Annotated in this window: 32 protein-coding genes; 2 read left to right on the plus strand and 30 right to left on the minus strand. The window is 62.0% G+C overall.

All coding sequences use genetic code 11. The features are described from left to right. Positions 1-33 precede the first annotated feature (33 nt). The 25 genes from OCA5_RS12065 to OCA5_RS12185 form a co-directional block, all read right to left on the minus strand. Positions 34-1074 (minus strand): phage late control D family protein, encoded by a 1041-nt coding sequence (locus tag OCA5_RS12065; RefSeq protein WP_012562758.1) that lies wholly within the window; start codon positions 1072-1074, stop codon positions 34-36. A 4-nt stretch (positions 1075-1078) separates the two neighbouring features. Further along, the gene (locus tag OCA5_RS12070) at positions 1079-1300 is read right to left on the minus strand and encodes a tail protein X (protein WP_012562757.1); all 222 of its coding nucleotides are present in this window, start codon (positions 1298-1300) and stop codon (positions 1079-1081) included. Continuing rightward, a complete protein-coding gene (locus tag OCA5_RS12075; RefSeq protein ID WP_012562756.1) occupies positions 1297-1719 on the minus strand; it encodes a phage tail protein in 423 nt (140 codons plus the stop codon). Before OCA5_RS12075 ends, OCA5_RS12070 begins: the two co-directional genes overlap by 4 nt. Positions 1720-1725: 6 nt before the next feature. Then, positions 1726-3891 (minus strand): hypothetical protein, encoded by a 2166-nt coding sequence (locus OCA5_RS12080; protein ID WP_012562755.1) that lies wholly within the window; start codon positions 3889-3891, stop codon positions 1726-1728. 96 nt (positions 3892-3987) lie between these two features. Then, entirely contained in the window at positions 3988-4386 is a 399-nt protein-coding gene (locus OCA5_RS12085) for a phage tail assembly protein (RefSeq protein ID WP_012562754.1), read from the minus strand. Positions 4387-4410: 24 nt separating this feature from the next. Further along, positions 4411-4944 carry a phage major tail tube protein gene (locus tag OCA5_RS12090; RefSeq protein ID WP_012562753.1) on the minus strand — a complete coding sequence of 178 codons (534 nt, stop codon included), beginning with the start codon at positions 4942-4944 and terminating at the stop codon, positions 4411-4413. Between the two features lie 49 nt (positions 4945-4993). Next, the gene (locus OCA5_RS12095; protein ID WP_012562752.1) at positions 4994-6259 is read right to left on the minus strand and encodes a phage tail sheath family protein; all 1266 of its coding nucleotides are present in this window, start codon (positions 6257-6259) and stop codon (positions 4994-4996) included. Positions 6260-6334: 75 nt separating this feature from the next. Continuing rightward, a complete protein-coding gene (locus OCA5_RS12100; protein ID WP_012562751.1) occupies positions 6335-6958 on the minus strand; it encodes a hypothetical protein in 624 nt (207 codons plus the stop codon). Positions 6959-6968: 10 nt separating this feature from the next. Next, the gene (locus tag OCA5_RS12105) at positions 6969-7862 is read right to left on the minus strand and encodes a phage tail protein (protein ID WP_244396170.1); all 894 of its coding nucleotides are present in this window, start codon (positions 7860-7862) and stop codon (positions 6969-6971) included. Between the two features lie 96 nt (positions 7863-7958). Continuing rightward, complete coding sequence (locus OCA5_RS19290; protein WP_012562749.1) at positions 7959-8129, minus strand: hypothetical protein; 171 nt, start codon at positions 8127-8129, stop codon at positions 7959-7961. A gap of 10 nt (positions 8130-8139) precedes the next feature. Further along, the gene (locus tag OCA5_RS12115; protein WP_012562748.1) at positions 8140-10410 is read right to left on the minus strand and encodes a hypothetical protein; all 2271 of its coding nucleotides are present in this window, start codon (positions 10408-10410) and stop codon (positions 8140-8142) included. Between the two features lie 8 nt (positions 10411-10418). Further along, positions 10419-11039, minus strand: coding sequence for a phage tail protein I (locus OCA5_RS12120; protein WP_012562747.1), 621 nt, complete (start codon positions 11037-11039; stop codon positions 10419-10421). Then, positions 11036-11935, minus strand: a complete 900-nt coding sequence (locus OCA5_RS12125; RefSeq protein ID WP_012562746.1) for a baseplate J/gp47 family protein — start codon at positions 11933-11935, stop codon at positions 11036-11038. The genes OCA5_RS12120 and OCA5_RS12125 overlap by 4 nt, the downstream gene beginning before the upstream one ends. Further along, positions 11932-12354, minus strand: a complete 423-nt coding sequence (locus OCA5_RS12130) for a GPW/gp25 family protein (RefSeq protein ID WP_012562745.1) — start codon at positions 12352-12354, stop codon at positions 11932-11934. Before OCA5_RS12130 ends, OCA5_RS12125 begins: the two co-directional genes overlap by 4 nt. Beyond that, the gene (locus OCA5_RS12135) at positions 12354-12986 is read right to left on the minus strand and encodes a phage baseplate assembly protein V (protein WP_012562744.1); all 633 of its coding nucleotides are present in this window, start codon (positions 12984-12986) and stop codon (positions 12354-12356) included. The genes OCA5_RS12130 and OCA5_RS12135 overlap by 1 nt, the downstream gene beginning before the upstream one ends. A gap of 4 nt (positions 12987-12990) precedes the next feature. Next, positions 12991-13800: a hypothetical protein gene (locus tag OCA5_RS12140; protein ID WP_012562743.1), complete on the minus strand. Its 810-nt coding sequence runs from the start codon at positions 13798-13800 to the stop codon at positions 12991-12993. Next, on the minus strand, positions 13797-14195 hold the full coding sequence (locus OCA5_RS12145; RefSeq protein WP_041559567.1) for a hypothetical protein: 399 nt from the start codon (positions 14193-14195) through the stop codon (positions 13797-13799). Before OCA5_RS12145 ends, OCA5_RS12140 begins: the two co-directional genes overlap by 4 nt. Positions 14196-14214: 19 nt before the next feature. Beyond that, positions 14215-15390, minus strand: a complete 1176-nt coding sequence (locus OCA5_RS12150; RefSeq protein WP_244396169.1) for a major capsid protein — start codon at positions 15388-15390, stop codon at positions 14215-14217. Next, the gene (locus OCA5_RS12155; protein ID WP_012562741.1) at positions 15312-15986 is read right to left on the minus strand and encodes a head decoration protein; all 675 of its coding nucleotides are present in this window, start codon (positions 15984-15986) and stop codon (positions 15312-15314) included. Before OCA5_RS12155 ends, OCA5_RS12150 begins: the two co-directional genes overlap by 79 nt. Positions 15987-16033: 47 nt before the next feature. Next, entirely contained in the window at positions 16034-17332 is a 1299-nt protein-coding gene (locus OCA5_RS12160) for a S49 family peptidase (RefSeq protein WP_012562740.1), read from the minus strand. A 12-nt stretch (positions 17333-17344) separates the two neighbouring features. After that, a complete protein-coding gene (locus tag OCA5_RS12165; RefSeq protein ID WP_012562739.1) occupies positions 17345-17599 on the minus strand; it encodes a hypothetical protein in 255 nt (84 codons plus the stop codon). Next, positions 17599-19212 carry a phage portal protein gene (locus OCA5_RS12170; protein ID WP_013913213.1) on the minus strand — a complete coding sequence of 538 codons (1614 nt, stop codon included), beginning with the start codon at positions 19210-19212 and terminating at the stop codon, positions 17599-17601. Before OCA5_RS12170 ends, OCA5_RS12165 begins: the two co-directional genes overlap by 1 nt. A 5-nt stretch (positions 19213-19217) precedes the next feature. Continuing rightward, positions 19218-21167, minus strand: a complete 1950-nt coding sequence (locus OCA5_RS12175; protein ID WP_244396188.1) for a terminase gpA endonuclease subunit — start codon at positions 21165-21167, stop codon at positions 19218-19220. Then, complete coding sequence (locus tag OCA5_RS19160; protein WP_012562735.1) at positions 21067-21630, minus strand: hypothetical protein; 564 nt, start codon at positions 21628-21630, stop codon at positions 21067-21069. The genes OCA5_RS12175 and OCA5_RS19160 overlap by 101 nt, the downstream gene beginning before the upstream one ends. Before the next feature lie 236 nt (positions 21631-21866). Next, positions 21867-22400: a hypothetical protein gene (locus OCA5_RS12185; protein ID WP_012562734.1), complete on the minus strand. Its 534-nt coding sequence runs from the start codon at positions 22398-22400 to the stop codon at positions 21867-21869. A 503-nt stretch (positions 22401-22903) separates the two neighbouring features. Between OCA5_RS12185 and OCA5_RS12190 the strand changes: the two genes are divergently transcribed. Next, the gene (locus OCA5_RS12190) at positions 22904-23140 is read left to right on the plus strand and encodes a hypothetical protein (RefSeq protein WP_013913216.1); all 237 of its coding nucleotides are present in this window, start codon (positions 22904-22906) and stop codon (positions 23138-23140) included. Continuing rightward, positions 23140-23379, plus strand: coding sequence for a hypothetical protein (locus tag OCA5_RS12195; RefSeq protein ID WP_012562732.1), 240 nt, complete (start codon positions 23140-23142; stop codon positions 23377-23379). Before OCA5_RS12190 ends, OCA5_RS12195 begins: the two co-directional genes overlap by 1 nt. A 9-nt stretch (positions 23380-23388) precedes the next feature. On the opposite strand, the gene OCA5_RS12200 is transcribed toward OCA5_RS12195, so the two are convergent. From OCA5_RS12200 to OCA5_RS12215, 5 genes are read right to left on the minus strand one after another with little or no spacing between them, the layout of a single operon-like run. Next, positions 23389-23877, minus strand: coding sequence for a hypothetical protein (locus tag OCA5_RS12200; RefSeq protein ID WP_012562731.1), 489 nt, complete (start codon positions 23875-23877; stop codon positions 23389-23391). Further along, positions 23878-24048, minus strand: a complete 171-nt coding sequence (locus tag OCA5_RS19295) for a hypothetical protein (RefSeq protein WP_012562730.1) — start codon at positions 24046-24048, stop codon at positions 23878-23880. Between the two features lie 4 nt (positions 24049-24052). Beyond that, entirely contained in the window at positions 24053-24391 is a 339-nt protein-coding gene (locus OCA5_RS12205; RefSeq protein ID WP_041559566.1) for a hypothetical protein, read from the minus strand. Next, positions 24388-24939 carry a Lar family restriction alleviation protein gene (locus OCA5_RS12210; protein ID WP_013913218.1) on the minus strand — a complete coding sequence of 184 codons (552 nt, stop codon included), beginning with the start codon at positions 24937-24939 and terminating at the stop codon, positions 24388-24390. Before OCA5_RS12210 ends, OCA5_RS12205 begins: the two co-directional genes overlap by 4 nt. Continuing rightward, positions 24936-25163 (minus strand): hypothetical protein, encoded by a 228-nt coding sequence (locus tag OCA5_RS12215; RefSeq protein WP_041559565.1) that lies wholly within the window; start codon positions 25161-25163, stop codon positions 24936-24938. Before OCA5_RS12215 ends, OCA5_RS12210 begins: the two co-directional genes overlap by 4 nt. Positions 25164-25258 lie beyond the last annotated feature (95 nt).

A 25258-nucleotide genomic window follows, 5' to 3' on the forward strand; every position in this document is an offset into this window, starting at 1 on the left:
AGTGAGCGCGCGCCCGCACAATCGGGCGTGGCGCTAATTGTTGGATCGATTGTCCGATCCAACGTCCCCTTCGGGGTGTTTCAGGTCGAGCCGCGTGCGATACCCGCTGCCACGTACCAGCGTGTGCTCGACGCCCTCAATCTTGTAGGTGCCATCTATGCCGTGTCGGGCACCGATAACGGTGCAAGAACCTTCCGGCTGCGCCGCCGGATTGCCGACGATGGTCACCGAGCCGCCGCCGCGCTCCCGCTCCGATGAACGCTGGTTCTGCGTCGCGGCCTCCTGCGCTTCACCATCGTCCGCACGGGTGATGCGGTGCGTATGTGTCGCGGAAGAAGACGGCCCTTGCGGCTGGATTTCGATGATCTTCTCCATCCACTTCGCTTTGTTAGGGTCGTAGAAGCGCGCCCGAGCGCGCTCAAAGCGCGGACGCGCGAGCACCGGCGAGATATCCCAATCAATCAGGTTGTCGCCCCAGAGCGCTGTAATGCCCGTCAGCGCCGCCCCTGAGACGGCCAGACCGGCATTCTTCGGGTACATAATCCCGACCGTGCCGTGGATTTTAAACTGCGCGCCGATCTCGTTCGCGATCCGCTGTCCGAGGTGAATGAAGCTCTCGGTCCCGGCCGACCAATACGGGCGCTGTATCGACCCGACAGAGCCGTGCGCCTTAAAGGTGAGCCCTGCTTTCCCCGCGGCCTCGCTCATGAAGTCCTGAAGCGATGCATCGTCCTTGTGAAATTCGAGGGGTTCTTTCGCCTTCCCCTTCGGATCGAAGCCTTTCGCCGTGATTGTCATCGTTCGGCCGCCGCCGTGCGTGCCGGCCGAGCGGATCGTGTCGATGATGCCGTCGAACACTAAGCCAACGCCGCTGATGTCCCAGCCTAGGTTGAGGGTCATCGGATCGCCGACGCCGGGCATCAGCAAGCATCCGTCACTGTCGTCGAGCGTCACTGAAGCTGCGTCAGAGGTCGTTCCGGCCTTGTCCGTGACCGTCAGGCTTTCTAGGCGCTGGTTGAAGCTTTCGCTGACGGCATTTCCGCCGACAAAGGCCTGAAAGATCGCTTGGGGCATCCAGTCAATCCCACAGCTTCACGACAGGAACGGCGGCCGGCGACGACGGCGTGTCTATCGGTATCGAAATCGACGTCCCGTTCGGAATGACCGGGCCAAGACCGGCCAAGCCCGGGTTCATGTCGAGCACGCGCTCGATCAGCCCGGGCGTCTTCCGGCGAAAGCGCTGCCAGAGGATCTGGTCGAGCATCATGTCGCCGACGACGATGTACGTCTCAATGCTCATGTGAAGATGCTCAGCAGCGCGTTGAAGATGCCGTCAGCACTCGGACCGTCCGCACGCTTCAAGGTGATGTCGAATTCGATCACCTTTCCGACGCCGTCGGACGCGATGTAGGAGGACCTTTCCACAACGCGCTCGATAACGACCCAGCCCATCGGTATGCCATCGCCGCGCATGAAGAACTGCGATGCCCCAGATCGGCGCATTGCATGAAGGACACTCAGTTCGTCCATCCCGCCGAACCGCTTCGGAAATAGCTTGCCGCGGATCGTCCACGTCTCGGCAGCCTCGCCGACGAACTCGAGCGTCGGCATTTTGCCGAGCACCTCATGCGAGGCGAACGAGGCGCCGGCCTCGTGTTCGGTTTCGTGCATGTTGAAGGGAGCGACGGTGAACTGCGTCGCACCAAGCTGGCAGAGCATGCTGGCCTACCCCGTCGTTCCGAAACCGTAGTCGGCATGCATCGCGTGCTTGCTGCCGCTGAGGCCGCCTTGTCGCTGCGCAGGCGGGTTGCTGATGTTCGGCGTGATCGTCGGGCTGACGCTGAAGCCCAGCATCCCGGTCCACCGCTGCACAGCCGCCGCGATCGTTGCATCGACCCGGCTTAACTCCGCTTCGAGAGCGCTCTTGAAAGCCTCTCCCGTCTTCTGGCCTGCACCGGCGGCCTTCACGGAGCCATCGAGGAAATCGACAGGCTTGGCCCCGCCGCCCCAGATATCCGACCCCTTGCCAGTCGGCAGCGTCTCGCCCGTCATCCACGGGTTCATGCCGCTGCTGTAGGCGGCCTTCGCCCGGCTCGCCGATGCCGCCCTGCTCGAGGCATCCCCGCCACCGCGGGAATTGTCGCCGGTGAAACCGTTCACCAGCTCATAGAGCCCCCAAGCAAGGCCGATCGGGCCAAGCACCCGCTTTAGGCCGAACTTGGCGGCAGCGCCGAGCGCGCCACTCCCTGCTGCCGCAGCGCCTGCACCGCCAGCTGCTGGCTTCGTGAACCACCGGTAGAGGCCGCGCAACCCAAGGGCCGTACCGATACCTCCACCAACCGCAGCGGCTCCGGTCCCAAGCGCCGCGCCGGTCGCAAGCTTCGGATTGTCGGCGAGCTTCTGCGTCAGGTTGCCGATGGCATCGGCCAGCGAGTTGAGGCCGCTCACGGCCGACTTCATACCGCCCTCGCCGGCGACGCTGACAAAATTGAGAAGCGACGACGTCAAACCTTGGAGCGCAACGAACGGGTCTTTCCCGCGAAGCGCTTGGGCAGCATCGAGCCCCGGTGCCTTCTCGTACTGCTCCGACTTCCCCTGATACTGCTGCCGCTGTGTGATCATCTTCGTGAAGAGATCGGACACCATCTGGTTGCTAAAAATCTCGTTCATCACCTTCGTGACGGCGGGGACGTCGTCGGGGTCGATCCCTTTCTTCTTCAGCGCCGGGATCAGATTTTCCCAAGCGAACTTGTCGGGATCGGTCATGATCTTGCGGCTATCGATCCAGCCCCTGCCATTACGCAGCCCGTACCGGCTCTGCGCCGCCTTCGCCTTCTTCGTGGCGCGATCGCCGATGATTTGGGCAACCTCTGATCCAAGCGCCGTGCCGAGCCGCGCAGCGCCCATGTCGCCCTGCAGGCCTGGCGCCGTCGCCATCAGGAAACGATTGGACAGCCCCGGGCCCGCGGACTTCGACTTCTGCGCGATCAGCTTCAGATCGGCCATATTCAGGTCGACGCCCTCGACGCCGAGCGCCTTGAGGTATCCGTGAAACAGTTCTCGCACTTCGCCCGGGTCAAGATTTTTCCCGAGGGTATCGAGTGCGCTGAAGAATTTCGCGCTCTCTTTCAAGGCTTCGTCCTTACCCTTGAGGCTCTGCAGAACGACCAGCCCGCGGGCGAGCGTGTCACCCATCTCGACGGCCTTATCTACCGAACGCATCGACGTCGCCGTTTCGCGCAAGCTCTGATGCATGCTCTCCATGCTGACGGATGGATACCGACCAGACAGTCCGAGCGCGGTTGCCTTCAGGCGGGCGCTTTCCGTCGGCGACAAGCCAGCGAGATAGTCGCGCGCGCCTTCGCGAACATTGCCGGCGGTTGCCTCAACGCCTGCGCGGCCGGCGCGATATGCGCCATAGGTGAGGCTGCCGCCGGTCATGTAGCCGACGCCGTTGCGAACGCTTCGGCGGAACGTGCTGGCGGCCCGCTCGCGCACCGCCTGAAGCCGATGCGTTTCGTGCCTCACAGCGCGCAAATCGCGAACGGTCGCGTCGCGCCAGATCCTCAGAGCCCCGAGCTGGTCGGATGCCTTCATCCCGCGGACAGCGCGCTGAAGCGCGTCGAAGTCCTTTGTGATGGCCCGGATTTCGCGACTGGTCAGGTTGAAGCTGGAGAACGTCTTCCGAAGGTCGACGAACTCCAAGCCCTTTGCGGCCTTCTGCGCCCGCTCAAGAGAACCGGCGAGGCCGTCGAACTTCTTCGACGTGCCGCCGCTTCCCAGCTTCTTCTCGGCCGCGGCCACGCCCTTCAGCGCGGCGCCGACGCCCTTTGCGGGGCCGCTGACCCGGTCGATCAGCGAAATGATGAGGCTGCTCGTCAGACTACCCATTCTTCGACCTCAACCCCAGAAGCGCGGCACCGCATTCGTACCAGCGCAACAACGACCACCAATCCTCGGCCAACAACCAAGGAATATTCGCGCCGCCTAATCCTGCGGCTGCGATGCTGACGTAGTGCTGCCAGCGGCGGATGTCTGCTCGATCTCCGCTCGCAAGCTTCGGGGCAAAAAATCGTTCACCGCCTTTTCGACCTCCGCATCGTCATCGGCATCAAGGGCTGCGAGGACAGCATCAGGCACGTCGAAAATCGGCAGCGATGGCTTGAGCCCGTTGGCCGCCGCGTCGACGAACTGCCGAACCTCATCAGCGGTCATGCGGCGGATCGTAATCTGGTCATAGACCTGGCCGCCATAGGTGATCGGCCACTCAAGCGGGACCGATCGGAAGCGCCTCGCCTCTTCGACAAACCGCGGCGGATCGATCTGCGGCGCTGCGGCGGCTTCGCTCGAAGCCGCCGCCTCTTTCACACTCTCAGCATTTTCCATTTTCTTACCTCCCGATGCCAACGCTCACTGGCCGCCGCCGATGCGGAGAATGTTGCGGACGTCGGCGTTCTGCGAAACGCCATCGACGCGCCAGTCGGAGTTGAAGAAGTCGTAAAAATACTTCTCCTTGCCGTCGTAATAGACCTGATAGCGCAGAATTTCTGAGATTGCGTGATCATGGCCAAGAAGATCGCCGCGCTGGTATTCATCACCCTCGATCTTGGTCAAGCGGCCGTACATGATCGACTTGAGCTCAATCACGCGACCGCCCTGCTTGTCGCGCAATGCGCCGTAGTAGGTGTATGGCCGGCTGCCAGCCGCGCCCAACCCAAACTGGCTCATGGTCTGCGGATCATAGCCAGCAAGCTTGAAGGTCGCCTCAAGCGGCGACAGGCCTAGCCCGCCCACCGAGATTTCACCGATCGCGCCACCCGCAAAATGGGTTGACGTTTTTTCCTCAAGTGTCGGCAGCTTGATGGTCAGCAGGTTCACATGCTTGCCGTTGTCCGGACCATCGTCGCCAACAAACAGGGCGCCGGCTTCGTGAATGATAAGCATAGGTATTGCTCCAAGTGTTAGAGGTTAGCGGCCCGCAAGCCAGCCGCTGTTAAGCGACCAGCGAGTTTGCCTGCGTGATGAGGGTGTCGAGCATTTCCTCGAGCGCTGGGCGGTACCGGCGACTGTCGATCGTCAGATGGCGCAGCACCGGCGGTTCTTCCGCTCGGAAGAAGATACGCAGCCTGCCGAGGCGCAGGTTCTCGGGCGAGTTCTTGTCCTTCTCGAAGCCGACGCGGAAGCCGAGGATGTGCTCGTTCGCCTTCAGATCGGACATGAAATTCGTCATGTCGTTCTCCAGCGCCTGCACCGCGTGCGGCGTGATGTTGGACACGCCGAGCCGCTTGCGAAGCGACTTCAACAGCGAGAGGTGGATGAAGTCGCGCATGCGGGTGACGTTATAAAACTGCCACAGCGGATCGATGCCGGCGTTATCGGTGCCGACGAAGTTGAAGCCGGCCTCCGCAATCGCGGTCTCGACACCGAGTTCACCACGAAGGACAACGCCGATGTTCTGCGCGAGCATTTCCTGCGCATCGTTGGCGCCGTCGGTCAGGCTGAACGCGTCATACCGACGGAGGCCGACGATGCCGTGAACGGGCTGGTTGGCCCACGAGTGAGACGGAACGCCGGCGCCGAGCTTGAAGTCGCAGCGCACGCCGATGCCGATGACCGACGCCGCGGCATCGATTTCCGTCGTGTCCGTGCCGTCGCTGACCTTGAGGTAATTGTCGACCGGAATGAGACGGTCGGAATTGATCGTCTCGCGCCAATCGAGAGCATCCTGTTTCGTGGTACCGGGCCCGCCGACGACAGCGTGTGCGAGCAGCGCCGAGCAGATCGCGGGAAGAACCGCGCAGATCGGGTTCGCTTCCGCCACGTCGTCCTCGTCACGCGTGAAGATGCCGGTATAGCCGGGAAAGCCGAGGATGCGGGGGATCACGCCGAGGACCTGCCCCGCGCGCAGCAGCGCGTACAGTCCGGTGCCGGCCGCCTGGTTGCCGATGATGTTCGTCATCGTCGCCGCATCGTTGGCGCCCTTGGCGACGCGGACGGCCACGATCCGCGCGGCAAGCTGAAAGTCAGCAAGCTGCGCATTGATGATCGAGACGGCCTTGAAGAGGTCGCCGGTACCGAGCGCGGTGAGATAGGTCTGATCGCTCGAATTGAACTCAACCAGTCCGTTGAGCGGGAACACCGCAGCGTCGGCGTCTTCCGACGGCAGAACGAGGCCCACCGGTGAGAGGTCGGACGGGACAACCGGACGCGGTTCGTTGTTGTCTCGGACAAACGTGATGCCAAAAGTCGGTTCGGTCATAGGCTTTCTCCAAGCAAAAAGGCCGCCCTTGCGGACGGCCTTTGGTGAATGTGGGTTGTTCGTCGCGCGTGGCTGCTACGCAGTCACCGCGTACTCAAAAATTTGATCGGTCAACGTATCCGCCGCTTCCGGCGTGATAGCGAGCGCGGGTGCGAGCGCAGCCGTGCAGGCCGCGACAAACGGATGATTGCGGCGAAACTCCGTGGCGAATTCCCACGCATCCTTGATGTCCTGATCACCGCTGTTCGCGACGAAGCCTTCGATGGCCTCGCGAAGCCCGAAGTGGTTGAGCGACCTTCGCAATTGCCACGGCGTGCATGAAAGAACCGGAGGCGGTGCGGCTGGTGGATCGCTGATCGTGTGCGCCACCGGATCGTAGACCTTCCCGGTGTAGGCATCGGGCTCGACGGGATCGGAACTGCTGTCATCGAACTCGACAACCTTCATCCCGCCTTGCGGAAAGAGCATCGACGGATCGCGCGACGTGGCCTGCACGATCCAGTCTTCGCCGCTCGGCGCTACCGTCATCTTGAGGGTGTTGGCTTGGAACGCGGCTTCCTTGTAGCCGTACCATCCACTGCCGTCGCTCGGGTCTGAGGCACGCTTGGTGAACATGACGCCCGGAGGAAAGTTCTCTGGGAAAGGATCGGGGATGAATGCGAACCACTCGCCGTGGTCCTCTACGAAAGAAAGGCTCATGGCGTGGTCCTTACGCGAATGCCGATGTCACCCACCCGGAGGCGGGGGTGTAGTATTGGAGGTAGCGGAAGCGAACCTTAGAATAGACATTGTTCAGCCCGTCACCAGTCGCCGAGAAGCCAGTTACCGCAGCCCCACTAAACGGCTCTGAAACCGATGTCGCGAAGTCGTTCGCAGTTTTATCGCCCGCATACGCCAACCGCAGTTGCGTCACGCGGTCAGTTGGTGGTGACGCGAGAGCTTGGATCGCTTCCTTCACCCGCGCGGCGTTCATGGGTTTGGCCGTATTGACGCCAGCCTGCGCCTCTACGGTTGATGCGAAGTCGAGTACCGATGACGCGGCCTTGCCGTTGGCGTCGAGCAGCAAGACGTTGCCCGAAGCCGTGCCCGCGTCCTTCGTCGCCGCCGACTTGAGCCCGAGATTGGTGCGCGCTTCAGTCACGTCCGGGAGATCGGAAAGGTTGTTTGCCTTCACAAGACGTGCCGCCAGCGCAGCCATCATCGTGCCGGTGAAATCTGCATCGTTGCCGAGCGCGTCCGAAATCTCTTTCAGAGTGTCGAGAGCACCTGGCGCTCCAGCGACCAATGCGTCGATAGCAGCAGCAATCGACGTCTCGATACCATCGACTTTGGCAACAGGCAGTGTCCCTGTTGCATTGGCGAGAGACAGGTAGAACGCAGGGTCTTCGCCCCCCAACTGCAAAGCGTTCGGCGCCGTGCCGGCGTCGAGAAGGTCTTCGAGTTGCCCCTGCAGTGATGTGATCTGCGTCGAAAGTTCCGAGAGTTGCGGGGCCACATTAGTGCTGATCAGGTCGAGCGCCGCTTGCGTGCCGTCCTCGATCATCGCTTCGAACGTCGCTTCGAGCAGTTCGCGCGCCTTGAGGCGCGCGGAGATCGATGCCATGACGACGTTCCAGACCTCGCGGCTGAAAGTCAGGGTCGGCGTGGCCTGATAGTCGTTCTCGGGACCCGGAGAGATATCTGCCACCGCTACTCTCCCTTAAAGCTTCGTGGCCGAGACGACGACGTCAGCGCCCTCGCGGGCGATCAGACGATCAATGGCTTCGCCGGTCAGCGTGATCTCACCGCGCAGCAACAGGCCGTCGAATTTCACAACGCGGGACAGTTCGACGCGATACTGCGCCGTCGGCTTGTAGGTTTTTGTCGTCATTGTGATTTCCTTACAGCGCATACATCGCGATGTTCTGGACGAATGGCTCATCCGTCACTTCGCTCGATGTCATATCGATCCGGGCCCGGGCCGAAGTAGTTTCCGGCACAGTGAAGCTCGCAAGCAACGTCCGCTTCTCAGAATTGATCAGATCGGGCGTCACCACAGTCGCGGTCGGCGTGTAGACGGTCGAGCCGATGATCAGCTTCGGCGCAGCCGTGTGCTTACCGGGATCATAACAGTCGAGAACAGCCTCGATCTGAACCGAGGTGGTCGAGACACCGAACTCATGATCCACCGACACGGCGACCATGTCTCCGCGCGGCCGGAACGTATAGCCGCGCGCCGTTGCGTCCATGACGATGGCTGGCTGAAGGTCGGTCGTTCCGACGAAGATGGCGCGCAGCCGAACCAGCGCTGGTAGGCCGACCATGCTATCGGCACCGTTCGCATTGTCGAACGTCATCGCCTGCCACTCATCCGACCCCGAGGGCTGGATTTCCCAGATGAGTGACGTGCCGCCCGGCTGCCAGCCGCCGTGCAACAGACGAACCTCGGTCATGCCGTTTTCGAGCGTGAGCGCATCGAACTCGACGACGGTGCGCGTCGCAGCGAAAGACGCACCGTTGAGACGCATCGCAAAATCGCTGTCGATGACAACCTGCGACCAGACGCCGTCAGTGCAGACGAAGCGCGAACCTTGCGTGTAGCTATTGCCTGCGACCGTCCCGAGGGCGTGGTTTCCGGTTGTTACCGTGAACCACGCGTACCGCTTACCGCTCTCAAGAAGTGTCGGCCGGAACGAGAAGTTGACCCAATCGAGCGAAAGATCGCCTGGCGCCTTGACCGTGGAAACGACGACAGATTTGAAATTCGGAGCGCCGCCTTCGTCGCACTCGCAAACGAAAAGATGCACGTCGCCGGTCGCCCCGACCTTTGCAAAATCGAGGTCGATTGAAGTCAAGATCATAGGCTGCGAGCACAACCACGTTTGACCATGAACCGACCCGTTCACGCCGATTTCTTCCCTCACGTACTCCCAATACACATCGTTGACGGTCCGGGTGATGACTTTTCGGACCGCACGGAGCACATGGCCAGCCCATCCCACGTTGCCAGCGATGTTGACGACCTCGAACGTCTCACCGTTATGCGTGAACAGTTCGCCTACCGACAGATGCGCCGTGTTCGCCCATTCGGCGTTGTTCTCGCAGACTGTGACAGTCGGGCCGTATTCGATGACCTGCCGCGCAATCTCCTTGCGGATCGCGGTAACGACGGTGTGCGTGGTCTGGCTGATATTGACGTTCGAACCATCGCTGAGGACTTCGAGGCGCGTCACCTCCGTCCATGCCGGCATCAGCAGCGTGCCCGCCATACGAATTGCCGGTGAACCGGGATCGAGCAACGCGAGTTGCGCGTCTCGCTCGGCAGCCCACGGAAAGCGGATGCCCTCACGCACGCGCGCCAGCCAACTGGCATGCGTCTTGTCCCACTCTTCCTGAAGCAACCCCGGATCGTACCAATAGGCTCGAGCCTCGTCCGGAAGGGCGAGCAGGCGTCGTGTGGCAGCGACGTCGCGCTTGAGCTGGCGAATGATCGTCGGGTGCGGAATATCGCTCAAGCGTTGCGTGATATTGACGATGTCGGTCTCAATCGCAGTGGTCCGACGCTTGATGTTCGTCAGATCAGCCTCGTTCACGCTCACGCGCTTTTCGACCTCGTAGAGCGATTTGACACGAGAGCCCTCTCCGGGCTCGATCAGCGCAATGCCCTGCGAAGACAGCAACACCCATGCGACGATCGCGTCGGTGCCGGCGACCACCGGACGCAACGCCGGCGCCGGCGACGCCACGCCCTGCTGAACGGTGAATGTCGCTGCTCGCACCTCGCGCTTCGGCGCGGTCTGCTGGACAGGCACAGACGTCTCGACGTCGGTCGATGTCTCGAAGATTCGCAGCGCGGTCTCCGTCTCGACGTTGCCGCGCATGATGATTGCCACCCATCGCTGATCCGAGGCGGCCAGCGGGATGTGCACCTGCAGATTGATATCGGTCGAGGCGTCGGCGGCGTAGACGATATCGTCGGTGTAATAACGGCCGGGCGTCAGGCGCACGATCTGTGCCGACTGCTGGGTCGCGGTGAAGCCAGCCCAATGCGCGGGATAGCCGATCGCGTCGCTGACAACGTTGTCGAGCGCACCCTGCGCGGATGCACCGATACCTTCGACATCCTCGTTCTCGAGGACCTCTGCATCATTAAAAAGAATGCGCTGCGACATGGTCGCTCCTACAAGCTCTTGCGATCGATGAATTCGTCGAAGCCCATACCGAAGGCCATTTCGTCAAAAAAAGGCCGACGGCGATGGGCGAACGTGGCGGTGTATTGCGTGCCTGGCGCTTTCGAGACCGTGGCAGCGATATTCGCGCGTCGGATCGGCTCTCGATCGACACGGACGAGTGCATGGCGGCCGAGAGCGCCACGGCCAAGCACGAGGCCGCGGCGGTGTCGCTTCAGGCCAACCTTGATGAGGTAGAGCGCGGTGTAGGCCGGAAACTTGAGCGGCTGGACACCAAGGGCCGACCGGCCCAGCACGAAGCGTCGCGGATGAGCTACCGTCGAGATAAGCAAGGCGTCGACATACGTCAGAAAGCTGCGCAGTCCGAGCCGTGTTCCTTTGAGCCCGGCCAATCGCAACGCATCTTCGATCATTGTGCGCTTGCGCGCGACGGTCCAATCATCGAACCAAAGGTCGACGCTCTCGTGCTCGGCCAAGAATGGAATGAACGGAATAAGCGTCTGCGCGGGATCGAGCAGTTCGCGGATCGGGACCGGCAACACGTCCGTCATCGCGAGCGTAACGCCACGCTCGAAGGCTGTGGCGTTCGCCGGCAACAGATCCTCGCTCATGTGGCGACCTCGACCGTGATGTCGATGTCGGTGCAGACCGGGATTTGATACGGCGATGCGACAACGTCTGCCGGCGGCGAGATATGCTCGACGCCGATGATGGAGGCTCCATAGGCTGCACCAGCGAGCAGATCGCGCTGCACCGTGGCGGCAATGAGAAAACGCCCTTGCGTAGCCGCACGCACCCGGGACACGGCTTCGAGCCGCACCAATTCAGCGTCCGGACCGACCGGGACGCGAATGACCTGCGACACGGTGTAGGCCAGTCGCTCCGCCGGCAGCACCGAAATGCCGATCGCCTCCGGTTTGGAGGCGTCGCTCGTGACAGCATTGCGAACCGCCGCGATATCGTCGGCCGTCGTGATGCCATCGGCGCCGGCAATGACGACATCGGTTTCGCCGCGTCGACCATGTATCGCCCAACCGTTCACTGCAGCAGCCGCCATCGCAGGCCACGCCGTGTAGGCTTCGTACAGCAGCCTCGAAGCGCTACCCGCAGATGCCTTGTCGAAGCTCAACAGGTAGCGGTTGAGAAGCTGAGCGTCAGTTTCCGGAATGCCTGGCGCGGTCTCAAGGCGAACGATGTTCTGGCGCGCCACTACGGCATCAAGGTTTGCGCCCTTCGCGAGAGGTGCCAGAACCGCCTTGACGGCATCGTTGACGCGTGCGCGGTCGAGCAGTCGCAGATAGCTCCACGCCTGACCGACGATGACAACGGGGTCGGTTTCCAGAGCACCAACGTCGTAGGGCGGCAAAGACGGATCGGCCTCGCGCGCATCATCCCAAACCGTCAAAAATCGTGTGCGAAATGCCGAGAATAGCTGCTCGTAGTCGAGCGGCTCGATCGCCTGCGGCGACGGCAGGCGAGAAAGATCGATAGCTGTCGGCGCTGTCATGGGGTCACCGTCAAACCGATATCGGACCTAGTGAACCGAACCGTCCGCACGCCGCGCTCTGGGGTAAAATCGCCAAGATGACCTCGCGGCATATAAATCCCGTCAATCTGCCATCCCAAGCTCCCGAGGCGCATAGCGTCGGGGTCTCCAAACGGCGTGATCTGCGTGACGCGATACCGCGGCTCCCACAGGTCGATCGCGACGCACACCGCGGTCCAGAATTTCAGCACCGTGGAAGGCACCATCTTTCTGCCGAGTACATTTGGCACGAACGAGCCGAACCAGCGGCGCATCACCCTCTCACCGAAGCACGTCGTAAAAATCACGCAGATCGATTGAACGACATGTGCCCAGCCAGAGATCACCTTGCCGGTGGTGCGATCGACGCCTGCGCCGGGGAATGGAGCGATCTGCGGCATTATCCGACCTTCGCGTAAGCCCGCTCGGCCGGGCCGCCGTCCGTGATGATGACGGGGCCTTCCGTGCGCCCCTTGTCGCGCTGGCCGATATACGTTGCACCCGCAACGCTCACGGTCGGGGCGGTAACGTTGACCTTGCCATCGACAATTTCGACCTCGGCGCTGCCGAACTTCAGCGTCGCTGCGCTGGTAGTCAGCGACAGCGTGGCCTTGTCGTCGATCGAAATCGTGTAGCTGTCCGCCTTCTCGACGATTTTCAGCTTGCCGAAAGTCGTGACGTGCTCATCCGGCTGATCGGAAGGCGACTTGTTCTGATCACTCCACGTCATCGGCAGCAGCACGGCCTGCCGAGCCTCGCCGTTCGGGGCGAACATCGTCATCTGTTGCCCGACCGTCGGCGGCCGGTGCGCCTTGTAGGCGCCGGCGAACTGCCCGTAAGGCACCCATGCCGACTTCAGAGGCGTCCCGTCCCTCTCGCCAATCTCAATGCGCGCCAGGTGCTTCTTGGCGTCAACATCGGTCACCTTGCCGTGGCGGATCGTGTTGTCTTGCTTTCGCTCGAGCTCAGCCACGCGCATCAGCAGCCGCGTGAGTTCTTCCTCGAGGTTCGCAATGCGGTCCCAAAAGTCCATACCGCTACTCCCGCGTCGGCACCCCGCCGACGCTCGAGCCTTCAGGCGTCACGGCGATATCGACATTCAAATCGTCATCCTCGGCCACGATCTCGCTGGCAAGGCTCGGCACCTCAGATGCCATTGGCACGATGCCGAGCGCCGTCACCTCATCGAGCGCGAGGCCAAGCGACTGCTGCACCTGCGCCCAATCTGGGACCGGCTGCCCGGTCGCTGCAGCGCGAAGCAGCGGAGCAAATTTCTTCACCGTGTCCTCGCCTTCGAACGCCGCGAACACAGTCTCCCAAGCTGGCGGCAGTGGCGCGCCAGGCACGGGATCAGTCAGCGGTTTGCACTGGATTTCGAGCCGACGTGCAGCAAACCGAATTCCCTTCTCGGCAGCAGCTCCGCGCTCCGCACGAAGGCCTATGACTTCACAGGCGAACGTCCGCCACAGGTTGGCCCAAACTGATTGACCAGCCTGAAGCTCGACAACGGCTTGCCGCTCGATCAGATCGAGCGTCATTTCCATCCCCTCATCAGTCTGTGGGATGAACGTCTCGCCGCCCTCGGCATCCTTGTCGGGGGCCTTGGCGACGCAGGCAATCTCGAGCGCCAGCGTGACCGTGCTATCCCCGCCGATGATGTCCTTGCCATGAATGTCGCCGCGCTCGGTTGAGCGACTGTCTGTGAACACAGCGATCGCCGGAACAGCGGCGCTGTCTTCAGTGATGTTAGGATCAAGCAACGAAGACTTGACCTCTAACCCGGCAAGCGTCTTGTTGAGCAGCGCAAGCACCGTCAGGTGACGAAGGACAAGCTGCGAAAGGCTCATTTCGTCACCACCAACGCGCAGATGATGCGCGACCCGCTGTCGTACGTGTCGACCACCTCAAAGCGCTCGATAGGGTCTGGCGCCGTTGTCGCGATGACGTCACCTTGTCGCGGGAGCCCGTTCGTAAACTGCGACCTATCGAACGTGGCATGTGCATCTTGCCGCGAAGCGCGAGCGTTAAATTCTGTTTTCCGCCGATCGCCGTCTGCGAATGACATCTGCGCGACGCCGCGCAGCAATGATCCGGTTACAACGCCAGACTGGCGATTATCTCCAGCTGTGGGGTTTCCGAAATTGTCAGTCGGCCGCTTTGGCGTGAACGTCAACTGCTGGCCGAACGCAGCATCCACCGCGTTCGAAAGCTGGCTTCCGAGCTCGGTGAATGCTGACGTCATGTCGCTGCCCTCGCAGACCTTACGTGCCCTGCTTGCCCTTGATGAGGACACGAGGACGGGTGCAGTACGACAGGGCATTCATCTGCACATCGAGATGCATGCCCTTGTCGTTCTGCATCGGATAGATCTTCTCGTACAGGCGCTTGCCCATCGTGTTGACCGTCTCGTTGTAGTCGGCCGGCGCATAGACGGTGCTGAACAAGCCCGGCGCACCGACCGGGAAGAAATGCGCCTTGTCGGTGTCGACGAAGGCCGTATTGCCGACCTGGCCGCGGTAGTTTTCGAAGTGGATGCCGCCGAAATTGAAGCTGCCGAAGGATCCGCTCGCACCGTTGTTGACATAGGCCTCACGAAGCTGCGCGGCGTCCTGCTGCTGCAGATATGTGGCGCGGACTTCGTTGTTCTTGATCAGCGCATCAAAGAAGGCGTCGCCGCACAGCGCATGGATGCCACTGAACGGCACCGCACCGAGCTCGGCCGCCATCAGACGATACACGGCACCGCATTGCGCGCGGACATTCCCGTCCTTCTTGTTTGCGAAGTCCCACGCGATCTCATCGATCTGCGTCACGCCGAACTCATTGAAAAGGTTGAGCGTGGACCCGTCGGCGTAGGTGATGATGCCTTTGACAGCACCGAGGCGGGCGTACTCTTCGGTCGCGTCCATTGACTGCGAGTGCGCTTGGCTGCGCTCGGACACTTTGTCCATCACCATCTCGACAGCGCTCTCCTGCCCAAAAGCACGGACGCCCTGCACCTCCTCCGCCATGACCGCGTCATTGATCTCGAAATGGGGAACGGCGAGGGAGCGCACCGAACGCTTCGGCTTTTCGGCCGTCTGCCCCGGTCCGCCGCGCGGAGTGGGCGCCACGAGCGTCAGAATGCCGTTCTTCTCTTCGAGCAGGATCGAAGTTGTGGCGACGGAGCGGGTGCGGAAGATGCCCAACTGGCCGATCCGGCCGGGCACGAACTTCAGCTTGTTGATGGCGTCAGTCAGCGGGACAACGCCGAACGCCGGATTGCGGAAAAGGTCTAACATGATCGGTAGCTCCAATGAAAAAGGCCGCCCGCGGCGGCCGTGTTGATGGATTGACGCGAGCGCCCTTTTCGGGAGCGTTAGCGAACGATGATGCCGCGCTCGGCGAGCTGCGAGACAGCGGCGGCCTTCTGCTGGTCGGTGATACCAGCCGGCCACTCGAGGCACTTGCCGTTGACGGTGCAGTCGCGGGTGATACCCGCAATCTCAACGCTTTCGCCGGCGCCGGTGGTCGCGGGATAGAGCGCGATCGCCACGGCGATGGCGAGCCCCGCAGCGTCAGCGAGATTGAGGGCGCCGAACTCGGCCAGCGTGGCGTCGGTCTCGGTCACGGTAACATCGAAGCCATCCCCGACCACAAAGTCCGCAGCGCCATCGGCGATGACGAACTTGATGTCGTCAGCGAAGGTCGCGCCCACCGCGACGTCGCCGATCACGTCACCGTTCGGATTTTCGACGCGGAAGGTGCCACCATTTGCGGCGGCCGCGATGCAGCGGACCGTGTACACACCGAGCTTCGCACCCGGCAGGATCGGCGTGTTCGCATCGAGGGTCATCGTGCCGTCGCCCGTGTTTGCGCCGCCAGCCTTCACGGCAGACGCTGCAGCCATGGCTTTTGCGGCACTCACACCGAGAACGGTGCCCGCGAGAATAGTCTGTGAAGCTCCGATCTTGAGGTTGTCGCGGCTGCGGTTGCCATTGGCCTCCGCGAGCACAAACTCGGCCGGATGCCGGCCTTCAACGAAGGGGGTCATTGTGAATTCCTTCTTGTGAGAGATTTTTGGTTGCAGTAGCGCCCGCGTTACGAAACGCGAGCGTTCATCCGCTCGACGGACTTATCCCACGAAGCCGCGGTGCCTTCCGGCTTCGCGCCATCGGCGCCGACAGTAACGAGGCCACCGATAGCGTCCTTGGAACGATCACCTTGCGGCGCGACCGCCGCGGGCTGTGCGACGTCGAGGCCTGCGAGCGCGCCGTCGATCGCTTCCGCGGACAGGTCGGTGTTCATCAGCATGTGATGAGCCGACTTCTCGCGCCCCTTGTAGTTCTCCGAGCCCATCACGGCTTTGAACCGCTCGCGCTCGGACTTCACGCCTTCCGCGCGCGCAGTTTTGACGGCGGTGTCATGATCGGCCTTGGAAATGCCCTTCGGGGCGTCCGCGGCAGGCTGTTCGTTGGTGTCCATGGATGTTTTCCTTTCGTGGACAAGGTTGCGCGCACCGGCGCGGGAGAGCTCGGCAAGGACGCTTTCGAAGGAGCCGACGCGATCGGCCAAACCCGCGTCGACAGCCGCCTTGCCAATGAACGTGCGCGCCTCAGTCTTGCGCGCGGCCGCAACAGAGAGGCGACCGCCACGGCCCTTGGCGACGGTCGCAAGAAACGTCTCGTAGAAGGCGTCGACTTCGGCCTGCAGGTCGGACTTCACGGCATCCGTAAGCGGCTCGAGAGAGTTGCCGTCGACCTTGTGAGCGCCGGCGTGGATCAACGTCGGAGTGATACCGTCGTGGTCGAGCTTTCGGCTGAAGTCGGCATGAAGCAGGACGACGCCAATCGATCCTGATACCCCGGTCTCGGTCGTCACGATCTCGGTCGCTCCCGAGGGGATTGCATAGGCCGCAGAAGCTGCCATGCCATTCACGACGGCAACCACCTTCTTCTTCGACGCCACCTCACGCACAATCGCTGCGGTTTCGAAGGCGCCTACGGCTTCGCCGCCTGGCGAATGGATGTCGAGAATAATCGACTTCACTGCGGCATCGTCGCGAGCGCTCTTAAGCTGATGCTGAATGCCTTCGTAAGACGTAAGGCCAGACTTCGCGCCAATCCACGCGCCCCGGTTCACCAGCGAGCCGGTAATCGTGATGATGCCCACGCCTTCCTTCGTAACACTGTAGGGCTTCCGCTTTTTCTCGCCCCAATCCCCAAGAACCGGTCGGCCGTTCTCGTCATATTGCGTGTCATCGCCGACGAAGCGGCTCGCCTCCGGCACGTTAACTCCGATGCGCCCGGCCAGAACTGACAGAATGACCTCGGCCTTGTCGGGCGTCACCAGCAGCGGCCGGTTCAGTACGAGGTCAGCAATCATCACAAGATCGTTCATGATCGATGTTCCTCAGCGCCGACGCGAGCCGGCAGTGATCGCAAAGCGACGCGGCTGCGGCGGCAAGCCTTGAGATTTGCGACACTCGTCCTCCGCGGTCTGCATTTCCGCGCGCAGAATGGAGATATCCATCGTGGCGTAGCGCACTTCGCGCTCGCCGCCGCCAGCGCTCTCCTTGATGAGCGTCACCGCGCGCCCATTGAGACGCGCAAAGTAGGCCTCGCGAAGAGCCGCGGCGCGCTCACATGGGTTTGTCCAATCGACCATCACGCGGCTTCCTTCTGCTTGTCATTCAACAGAGCGTTCGCGACTGGATCATCCTGCACCGGCACAGGATCCGGGATGCCGTATTGCTTCCGAAGCGCCGCCTCGCGCGCCATGCGCTCGTACTCGTCGCCGATGTCGTAGCCGAGGTCATCGGCGATACGCTCGTCGCTCATCAGCCGCAGGTTCTTGTAGACCTCGTGCGCCTTCGCCGTTTTCAGATCGTCGGCCTGCGGCTTCGCAGGCCCGCGCCAGTTTGCGATGACGGCCGCGGGCTTGTTCGCAATGAAACCCATCAAGCCGCCATCGAATGGAATGAGACCGCTATCGATCTCTTCCTCGAGCCACGCCTCGTAGATCATCTGCAAAAAGCGGCCGCAGATATTCGCACGCCGGCGCAGGATGATCGGCCAATTCTCCGAAGTCGCCATCCGCACAGACGAATATGTCGCGCCAGTGTAGTCGCCGGTCATCGTTTCGAACGACAACCCGAGAGCGCGCGCGATCTCGCGCAGAAGGAATTTTGCAAACGCCTCATAGGTGCCGTTCGGCTGCTCCGAACGCAGGAACTCCAGCTTGTTGCCCGGGAACAAGTGCGCAATCCGGCTTGCTCCGCCGAGATCGATTTTCGTGTTCTGATACCAAGCCGCCTGCGCGCCTAGCAGCGTGCCAATCGACGGAGCGTCGGTGTGCTGCTCTTCCTCAGACTGCAGCGCCTCGAGTACCTGTTGCGTGGGCCCCTCGCTGGTGATCGTCGCAGCGAAGATTGCTTGGATCAGCGCCGTCTGAAGCGTGGCGTCCGAAAGCTGGTCGTACTGCCGAACGGTCTGAAGCGCCGGCGCCATCGGCGTGATGCCACGCATCTGACCCTCGCGCCCCTCGAAGAGGTGGATGACTTGCGGGCGCCCCGCGGCGTCACGCGCGCGCACGTCCACCCAAGGCGAGTAGGAGGCAAGGAAGAAATCGTCCTTGTGATTGCGGATGCGATAGCTGACCGGCATGCCGTAGCTGTCGATCGATACGCCCTGAAACATCCGCGTGGCGAGGTTCGTATCCTGCGTCAGCCGGTGCGGCGGCAGAAGCTGCACCTTGGTGCCGCGGCGGCCCGCGCGATTGATGAACGGGAGCAACGCAAGCGCCTCGCCGTGAGAAAAATAGGCTCGAAGGACATTCTCGGTTTGCTGCGCGATCGATGACTTTCCTGCCGCGTCGCATTCGAAAGGACGTTCGGACCACTCCTTCCAGCGCCCCTCGACGATTTCGGACCAGTTGTTCGTCTTCTCCGCATCCCAGCCAAGCCGCTGCGGATTGGGCCGCGCTGCCAGGCGGAGCCCGCCTGCGCCGACGGTTGCCGACACCGCCTGCTCCACAGCGCCGGAAATCCAGCCCGAGTTGTGAATTGCGTCGATCGCACGCGCCGCAGCCTGTTGGTAGCTCACGAACACATCATCGCGCTGGTCACGCAGCGCCGGGTTCCAGTCGAAGAAGAACGGCGAAGCGTTTCCGCGCATATAGCCGGACTGATGCGACGGGCGAACGAGCTCGCCCTCGACATACGTGCCGACGACGGCGCCGCGCGTGTTCACGCGCAGCCGCGGTTTCGTAACGTTCGCCATGCCGATTACCGATTGAGTTGAGCCGCGATATTCGCAAACCGCGCAAATTTTTCCGACTTCGCAATGGCCGCCGCTTCCGGCGTGTCGGGGACCACCACTTTCGGCAACATCGCCTCGTCAGCCTTGCGCCGCGCGCCATCACGGATGTGATGCACGTTCAGCATGTAGGCGGCCGCGGCGTTCATCGCCTCGCAGTCGAGGAAGTGGTTCGAAGTCGACTTCACCACCCACTGCGGCTTGCCGCTGTCGGTCACCACCCGCACCTCGGCGACAAGCTGCCGGCAATAGTCCTCGTCGATGTCCTGATGCAGATGGAACGCGCCCGACTGATCCAACGGCCAAGCTAGACGCTCGTGCACGAACGATTTCCAGTGATCCGTGTCGAGGCGGATCAACTCCAGACCGTACTTCGCGACGTCCGCTTTACGGTTGACGTCCGGCTTCACCTTCACCAGCGGACGCAGCATCGGCCTCGACGAACCTTTCGTCGGATAGATGAAGCGGCGGAAACGACGGCAGAACGCATAAACCCGGTTCAGCGGCAGCGTCAGCGGCTTACCGGGACGGAAGCCGCTGTCGATGAACCCCAGCTTGATCGGAACGCCGCCGATCGGCGTCGTGACTTTCTCCGCGAGGTCGTTCCAGACATCGACAGTCGCTGTGTCGCCGTAGAGGTATCCCTGCTCGATCAGCCATGACGATGATCGAGCGCCCCACCCGCGGATGACGAACACCAGCCGATCGCGCTGCACGTCAACGGTGATGATCGGATGGATCGCAGCATCGGGCATCGCGCCCTTTGCGTACGGTTCGGCCCGGTTCAAGATGACCTGCCAGGTCGGAACGTCGCCGGTCGCCGTAGGCGTCCAAAGCTCGCCGGTTTTGTTGACGGCTCCCTGCCGCTCTTCAGCATCCCCGCTCAGTTCGGCGTTCAAAACTTCTTCGACGCGCTCGCCCCACGACAGAAACGGCGAGGCAAGGCCTGACACCCAAAGCGACAGCATCGAATTGTCCGGCATGTCGGCCTCAAAGACCGTGCCGTCCTCGTTGATCGTGCAACCCGGCGCCACGAACCGGCCGCCGGCGTTCATCGCGGCTTTGTCCTCTTCCTCGATGACGCAGCCGTTGCTGCTCGGGCACTGCAACCAAGTCCTCGCCCGCGCCTGTGATGGCGTGGCGTCCTTCGGGTATCGCAGGAGCGACATCCGCGGGATAAACCACTCTCCGCAGTGCGGGCATTTCCAAGCCCAGTGATGCCGCGTCCCCGACTGCCACTTCGCCCAGATCGGGCTTTCGATGTCGGCCGGGTCCGCCATCTTCCAGAACTCCAAGCCGGTGCGAGGATCTCTCTCGGTTTCAACCGAGCCCCGCTTCGGCGTCGAGGTCACAGCGATCTTGCGATCGCGGTACGTATCGGCGCGCGCCTTCGCGAGGCCGAACGGGCCGCCCTCGCCCTTCACGCCACCGACCATCTTGTCGAATTCGTCGATGTAGACATCACCGGCCTGGTCCGATGCCAGCGACGTTGCCGATCCGGCCCATGCGAGGCGGACGTTCACGCCCGCCACAGTCTTCAGGGTCTTCTTGTTCCTCTTTCCGCGCGCCACCAACGGCGCAAGAGCCTTCGCCTCGTCGAACAGCTTCATCAGCCGCGGTTCGAACTGATTGCTGACAAAGTCCTTTGAGGGACCGACGTACAACTGCGGCCGCGGCTTTGTCGCCAGCCGCCAGCCCATCACGTCAAGGATGCCGTCCGTCTTTGACATCTGCGTCCCGGTGATCAGGGCGCAAACCTCGTATCGCGGATCGTCGAAGAATTCCTCGAAGCGGATGATGTAGGGCGTCAGCTCCGGGTTACGCGGCCCGGGAACGCCTGCGCTTGGCGGATAGACCCGGTTTTCCCTTCCCCACTCTGGCGGGCTTTTCCGCTCCCGCTGCTCCCAAAGCGTTGCCAGCCGTTGGAACGCGCTTTGCTGCAGCGAAGGCCCGCTTGCTTGCGGCTCCGAAAGCTCCATCGACCCGTTCCTCGATCTTCCGGCGCAGGGCCAGGTCATCGGTCACCTGCGCAGGGATCGCCATCAGGTCGGACCGCAACGGGCCAGCGATCTCGTCGATAACGCGGATCGCTTCCTGCTGAGCCTGCTCGATCATCACCTTCTTGCGGTCAGCATTCCGCAGCCGAACCTCTTCCGCCCGCTCCTGCTGGAACTCGGATGCGGCCGCAGACTTCACCGATCTCCGCTGGTCGTCCTTCAGCCACGCAACGTAGGCGGCGACGTTTGCGACCAGCGGAAACTTTCCCTTGGCCTCCCGGCTCATCACGCCATCGGCGACCAATTGCTGCACGCGCATCGCCGACAGACCGAGCATCGAGCCCAAGACCTTCGCCGAAACCGTCGTCGCCTCGTCGACCGCCATCACGCCCCGCCCGACCGAAAGGAAAATCGAATTTTTGCTTTTCCGAAAATGCTCAAATTTCGGGGGCTGCGCCGCCCGCACCTCTTTCGCCCGTTTGTACGGTCCCTAAAAAGTTCTGCGAGAGGCCACCGCCTCGGGGCTGTCGTGGCGCGTGGTGCGTTCGTTCTGAAAGTCCGCAGCGCAATGCACCCTAGAGGCGCGCGATCAGCGCGACCTCTCTGTCCCTCGGAGAGGTATCATTCCTCGATGACACGCGACAGTTCGTGCGCAACTCGATCAGCGATGGAGGATGACCCCGCCTTGAACGTCGCCACGGTTTCGCCCTTCAGAAGTTCGCGGGCAATGTTCGGTCCGAAGACTTGCTTCAGCGGGAAGCGAGCGGGGCCGATGCGCTTGTAGACCTTGCCGCCGTATCTTCCGACGATGAATGTCGATTTGAAAACGTGACGCCTTCCCCAAGGTGCTGCGGAGACACCGCGCTTGCCTTGCCTCGCTCCGAACAGAGCGATGTTCGTTTCGTCACCACGCGCGACGAGGGTGTACGTCAGCGTCGCCGGTGTCGAGTAGACCGTCCTCATAGCCTTGTGGATCAGGCCGTACTTGATGCCGGTTTGTTTCACCAGCACGCGCTTGACCTGAGTGCGCCCCTTGTCGCCTTCGTGGTTGAGAGCGCGGGACATGACGACGGCGGCCTGACCGTCGCCGAGAGCGGCGAGTTTGTTTCCGAACCTCTTCAGAACGTCGTCGCGGACATCGACGCGGATTTCCATCGGCGATGACCTTCTGGAACGAAGAAGGCCCGCTCTTACGAACGGGCCTCTTCTGAAACTCTGAGCTATCGGCTGGGTGAGCAATCTATCCGCTTGCTGGGAGCGCTGACGCGCTCCGCTGCGCTTAGCCCACACGCCCCCCAACCGTGCGCGCACGTGTACTGCCTGTTTTTGGCGCCTGTCAAAGGGGACAAAGGGGACATTTTGCTGTTTTGTCCCCGAATGTCCCCGGCGCAATGGTGATTTCCTCGCCACCGCCACCGGCTGACTTTCCCAATGATTGCGGGCGTTATGAGGTGATTTCCTCGCGCGCCGACCACCGCCCAAAATTTATTTTCATCGGCTGTTAAAAACCGCTTTTTGTCCCCCCTTTTGTCCCCCATTTTAAGGCGGTCACCGGCCTCACTCGCAAATCAGCGGGGACATTTTAGGGGACATTTCAGGGGGACAAGGGGACATTTTCACCTTCCGTCCCCGCGTAAGCGTTGCGTTCGGAGTTGCGTATGTCGTGGAACCGGAAGTTCGATAAGCCGATCACCCTGCCGGACGGGCGAGCCATCCGCACCCTGAAAGAGGCGGGTGAATACCTTCTGCAACTTCCAAAAAAGAAGCATGACCACCCAGCCGTGCAGGCCGCGGCCGAGGCCCTGCAGGTCGTCGTCGAGCACGGCGCGCCGCCCATGATAGCCGAGATCGGCATGAGGAAGATGCTGTCCGCAATCGGAAGCCGGAAGCCATGATGAAGCGGACGCCGCGAGACCTCGCCGACCGGATGGCGCGCCGCAGGCGCAGCGACAGTCTCGATGGTTATGTCAGGGAGAGCTATGAGCGGCTGCCGCGGAACGAGGCCCGCGAGGCGGCCGAGGCCTTCTTCCGGCGCTGGCCCAAGGCCGCCTATGACAGCGAGGTCGAGAGTTGGTCCGCCGAACCTGGCGACCTCATCACGTTCACGATGCGGCGGCTGAGGTCGGCGGACTAGGAGAATATTTTAGACAGCCCGGGCCAACGCCGTCAGCATTTCGGCCTTCTTGCCGTGGACGAACTCGGCGTAGTTCGTCACCGCGCCCTTTGCGCGGAGCGCTTTGAACTCGCGGTTGATGTGCCGGATTTTATAGTTCTTCCGCATGAGATCGAAGCGTTCGTTGACCTCGGCCACCACCGCGCGCGCACGATCCGCGACAATCTCGTGAGGCGTGATGCCGACCCCCTCCGCGATCGCGATCCTGTGCAGCGCCGCCGTGGCCGCCGGGAAGTCGCTCGCGGAGCCGATCTCCTGCGACAAGCGAGCGACCAAGTGAGCGGCGTCATTGGCAGCGGCACAACAGAAAATGCGGCGCGACGTCGGCGGCGGTGCGAGCGTCACCACCGGCGACCACGTCGCCTTGAACGAAGCTAAATTGATACGATCGATCTGCACCGCCACGATGCCCGTCTGCGCGATGTAGTGCTCGGCGAGGCGTTCATTCCGCGTCGGCATTCACGCGGGCTCCGGCCGCTTGCCGTTGTCGTTGTCATGGTCCGATATCAATTCGTCAGAAAAGGTGCCGACGAAGATCGCATCTGTAGCGACCACTATCGCATTGCCTCGCGGAAACTGATCGAGAATTGAGTGCCAGTTCAGCACCCACTGGTGAAGCGGCGTAGGCATGGTCTCACCCAATCGAACGTGGCGCGGGCGCTCTGTGCGTTCCGCACTGTGTCGCGGCAAGAGCGCGGCTGATCTTCATGAAGAACTTAGCCCGCAGACGCCTGCTCCGTCGCTTCGATCGCTTCGCAACAATGCGACTGTACGGGTTGCTCTTGTGTTCAGTCTTGATAGGGCCAATCCACCGCAACGCCGGCGACAGTGCGAACTCAATAGTGAGTATGCCGCTTCGGAGCGCTTCTGGCGTCGGATCACAGAAGAAGATATTTCCCCGCTGAGATAGGTCATTGAGATAGTCGCGCACGTACTTTTCCACTTCAGAACGCTGCGCCTCTGCCAGCTTCATCCCTCACCCCTCCCGGCCCGGATAGCGGCGGCAAACCGTTCCTCGATCTCCGCGACAGCGGCCTCGATTACGCCATCGCCAGACGTGGCGTGAGCCGGTGCAAGGTGCCATCCGGTTTCGAGCATCGCGGCATGGGCTTGCTCAACAAGAGCGCGCGGCATGATGATTTGATCGGCGCGGATCGAGGCTTCGTCGGGCACGCAGCCGGTCGCGAGGTCCGCCAGATAGGCGGTAGCGTACTCGTCTGCGATACTCGCGCGTTTGGCTGCCCTTTCTTCCGACGTTCCACCGGTGGGGTTGTCGATCATGGCCCGGCGGATAATCCGCGCGATCCTCTCCCTTGCCTCACCGCAGGAGAGCGAGGCCGGTGTGACGCGGGTGTTCCAGGCTTTAGCCGCGTCGCCAGCCTCGTCGGAGAACCGCGAGCCAGCCCCACACTCCTTGCAGGTAACAGCGAAGTCGCCGTCTCCCTGATCGCATAGGATCGGCGCACTCCCACAGAACGGGCACGGCTTAAGCTCCAGCGTCTCCTTGATGCTCGCGGTCATGGGCGCTTCCTCGCGTCGATGTATCCGCGCAACGTGTTCTCTTGCATCACATATCCGAGAATAGCTGCGCCTTTGATCCCCATAGCGAACATCGTTTCGACCATTTCGGACGTAGCTTTGTAAGCGGTCGCTAGTTGCTCATCGGACATGATGCCGTCGTTATATGCATTGAAGGCATCTTCAAGACGTTCGCGGCGCGTCATTTCTTTAGGTCTCGCGGTCATGGGCGGATTCTTCCCGGCTTACGAGTGATAGACAGAATGGTCATCGTCTCTGGTTCTCCATCACGATATGGCGATGGATAGAACTCGCCTTCTTT

The sequence above is a fragment of the Afipia carboxidovorans OM5 genome (assembly GCF_000218565.1).
GTDB lineage: Bacteria > Pseudomonadota > Alphaproteobacteria > Rhizobiales > Xanthobacteraceae > Afipia > Afipia carboxidovorans.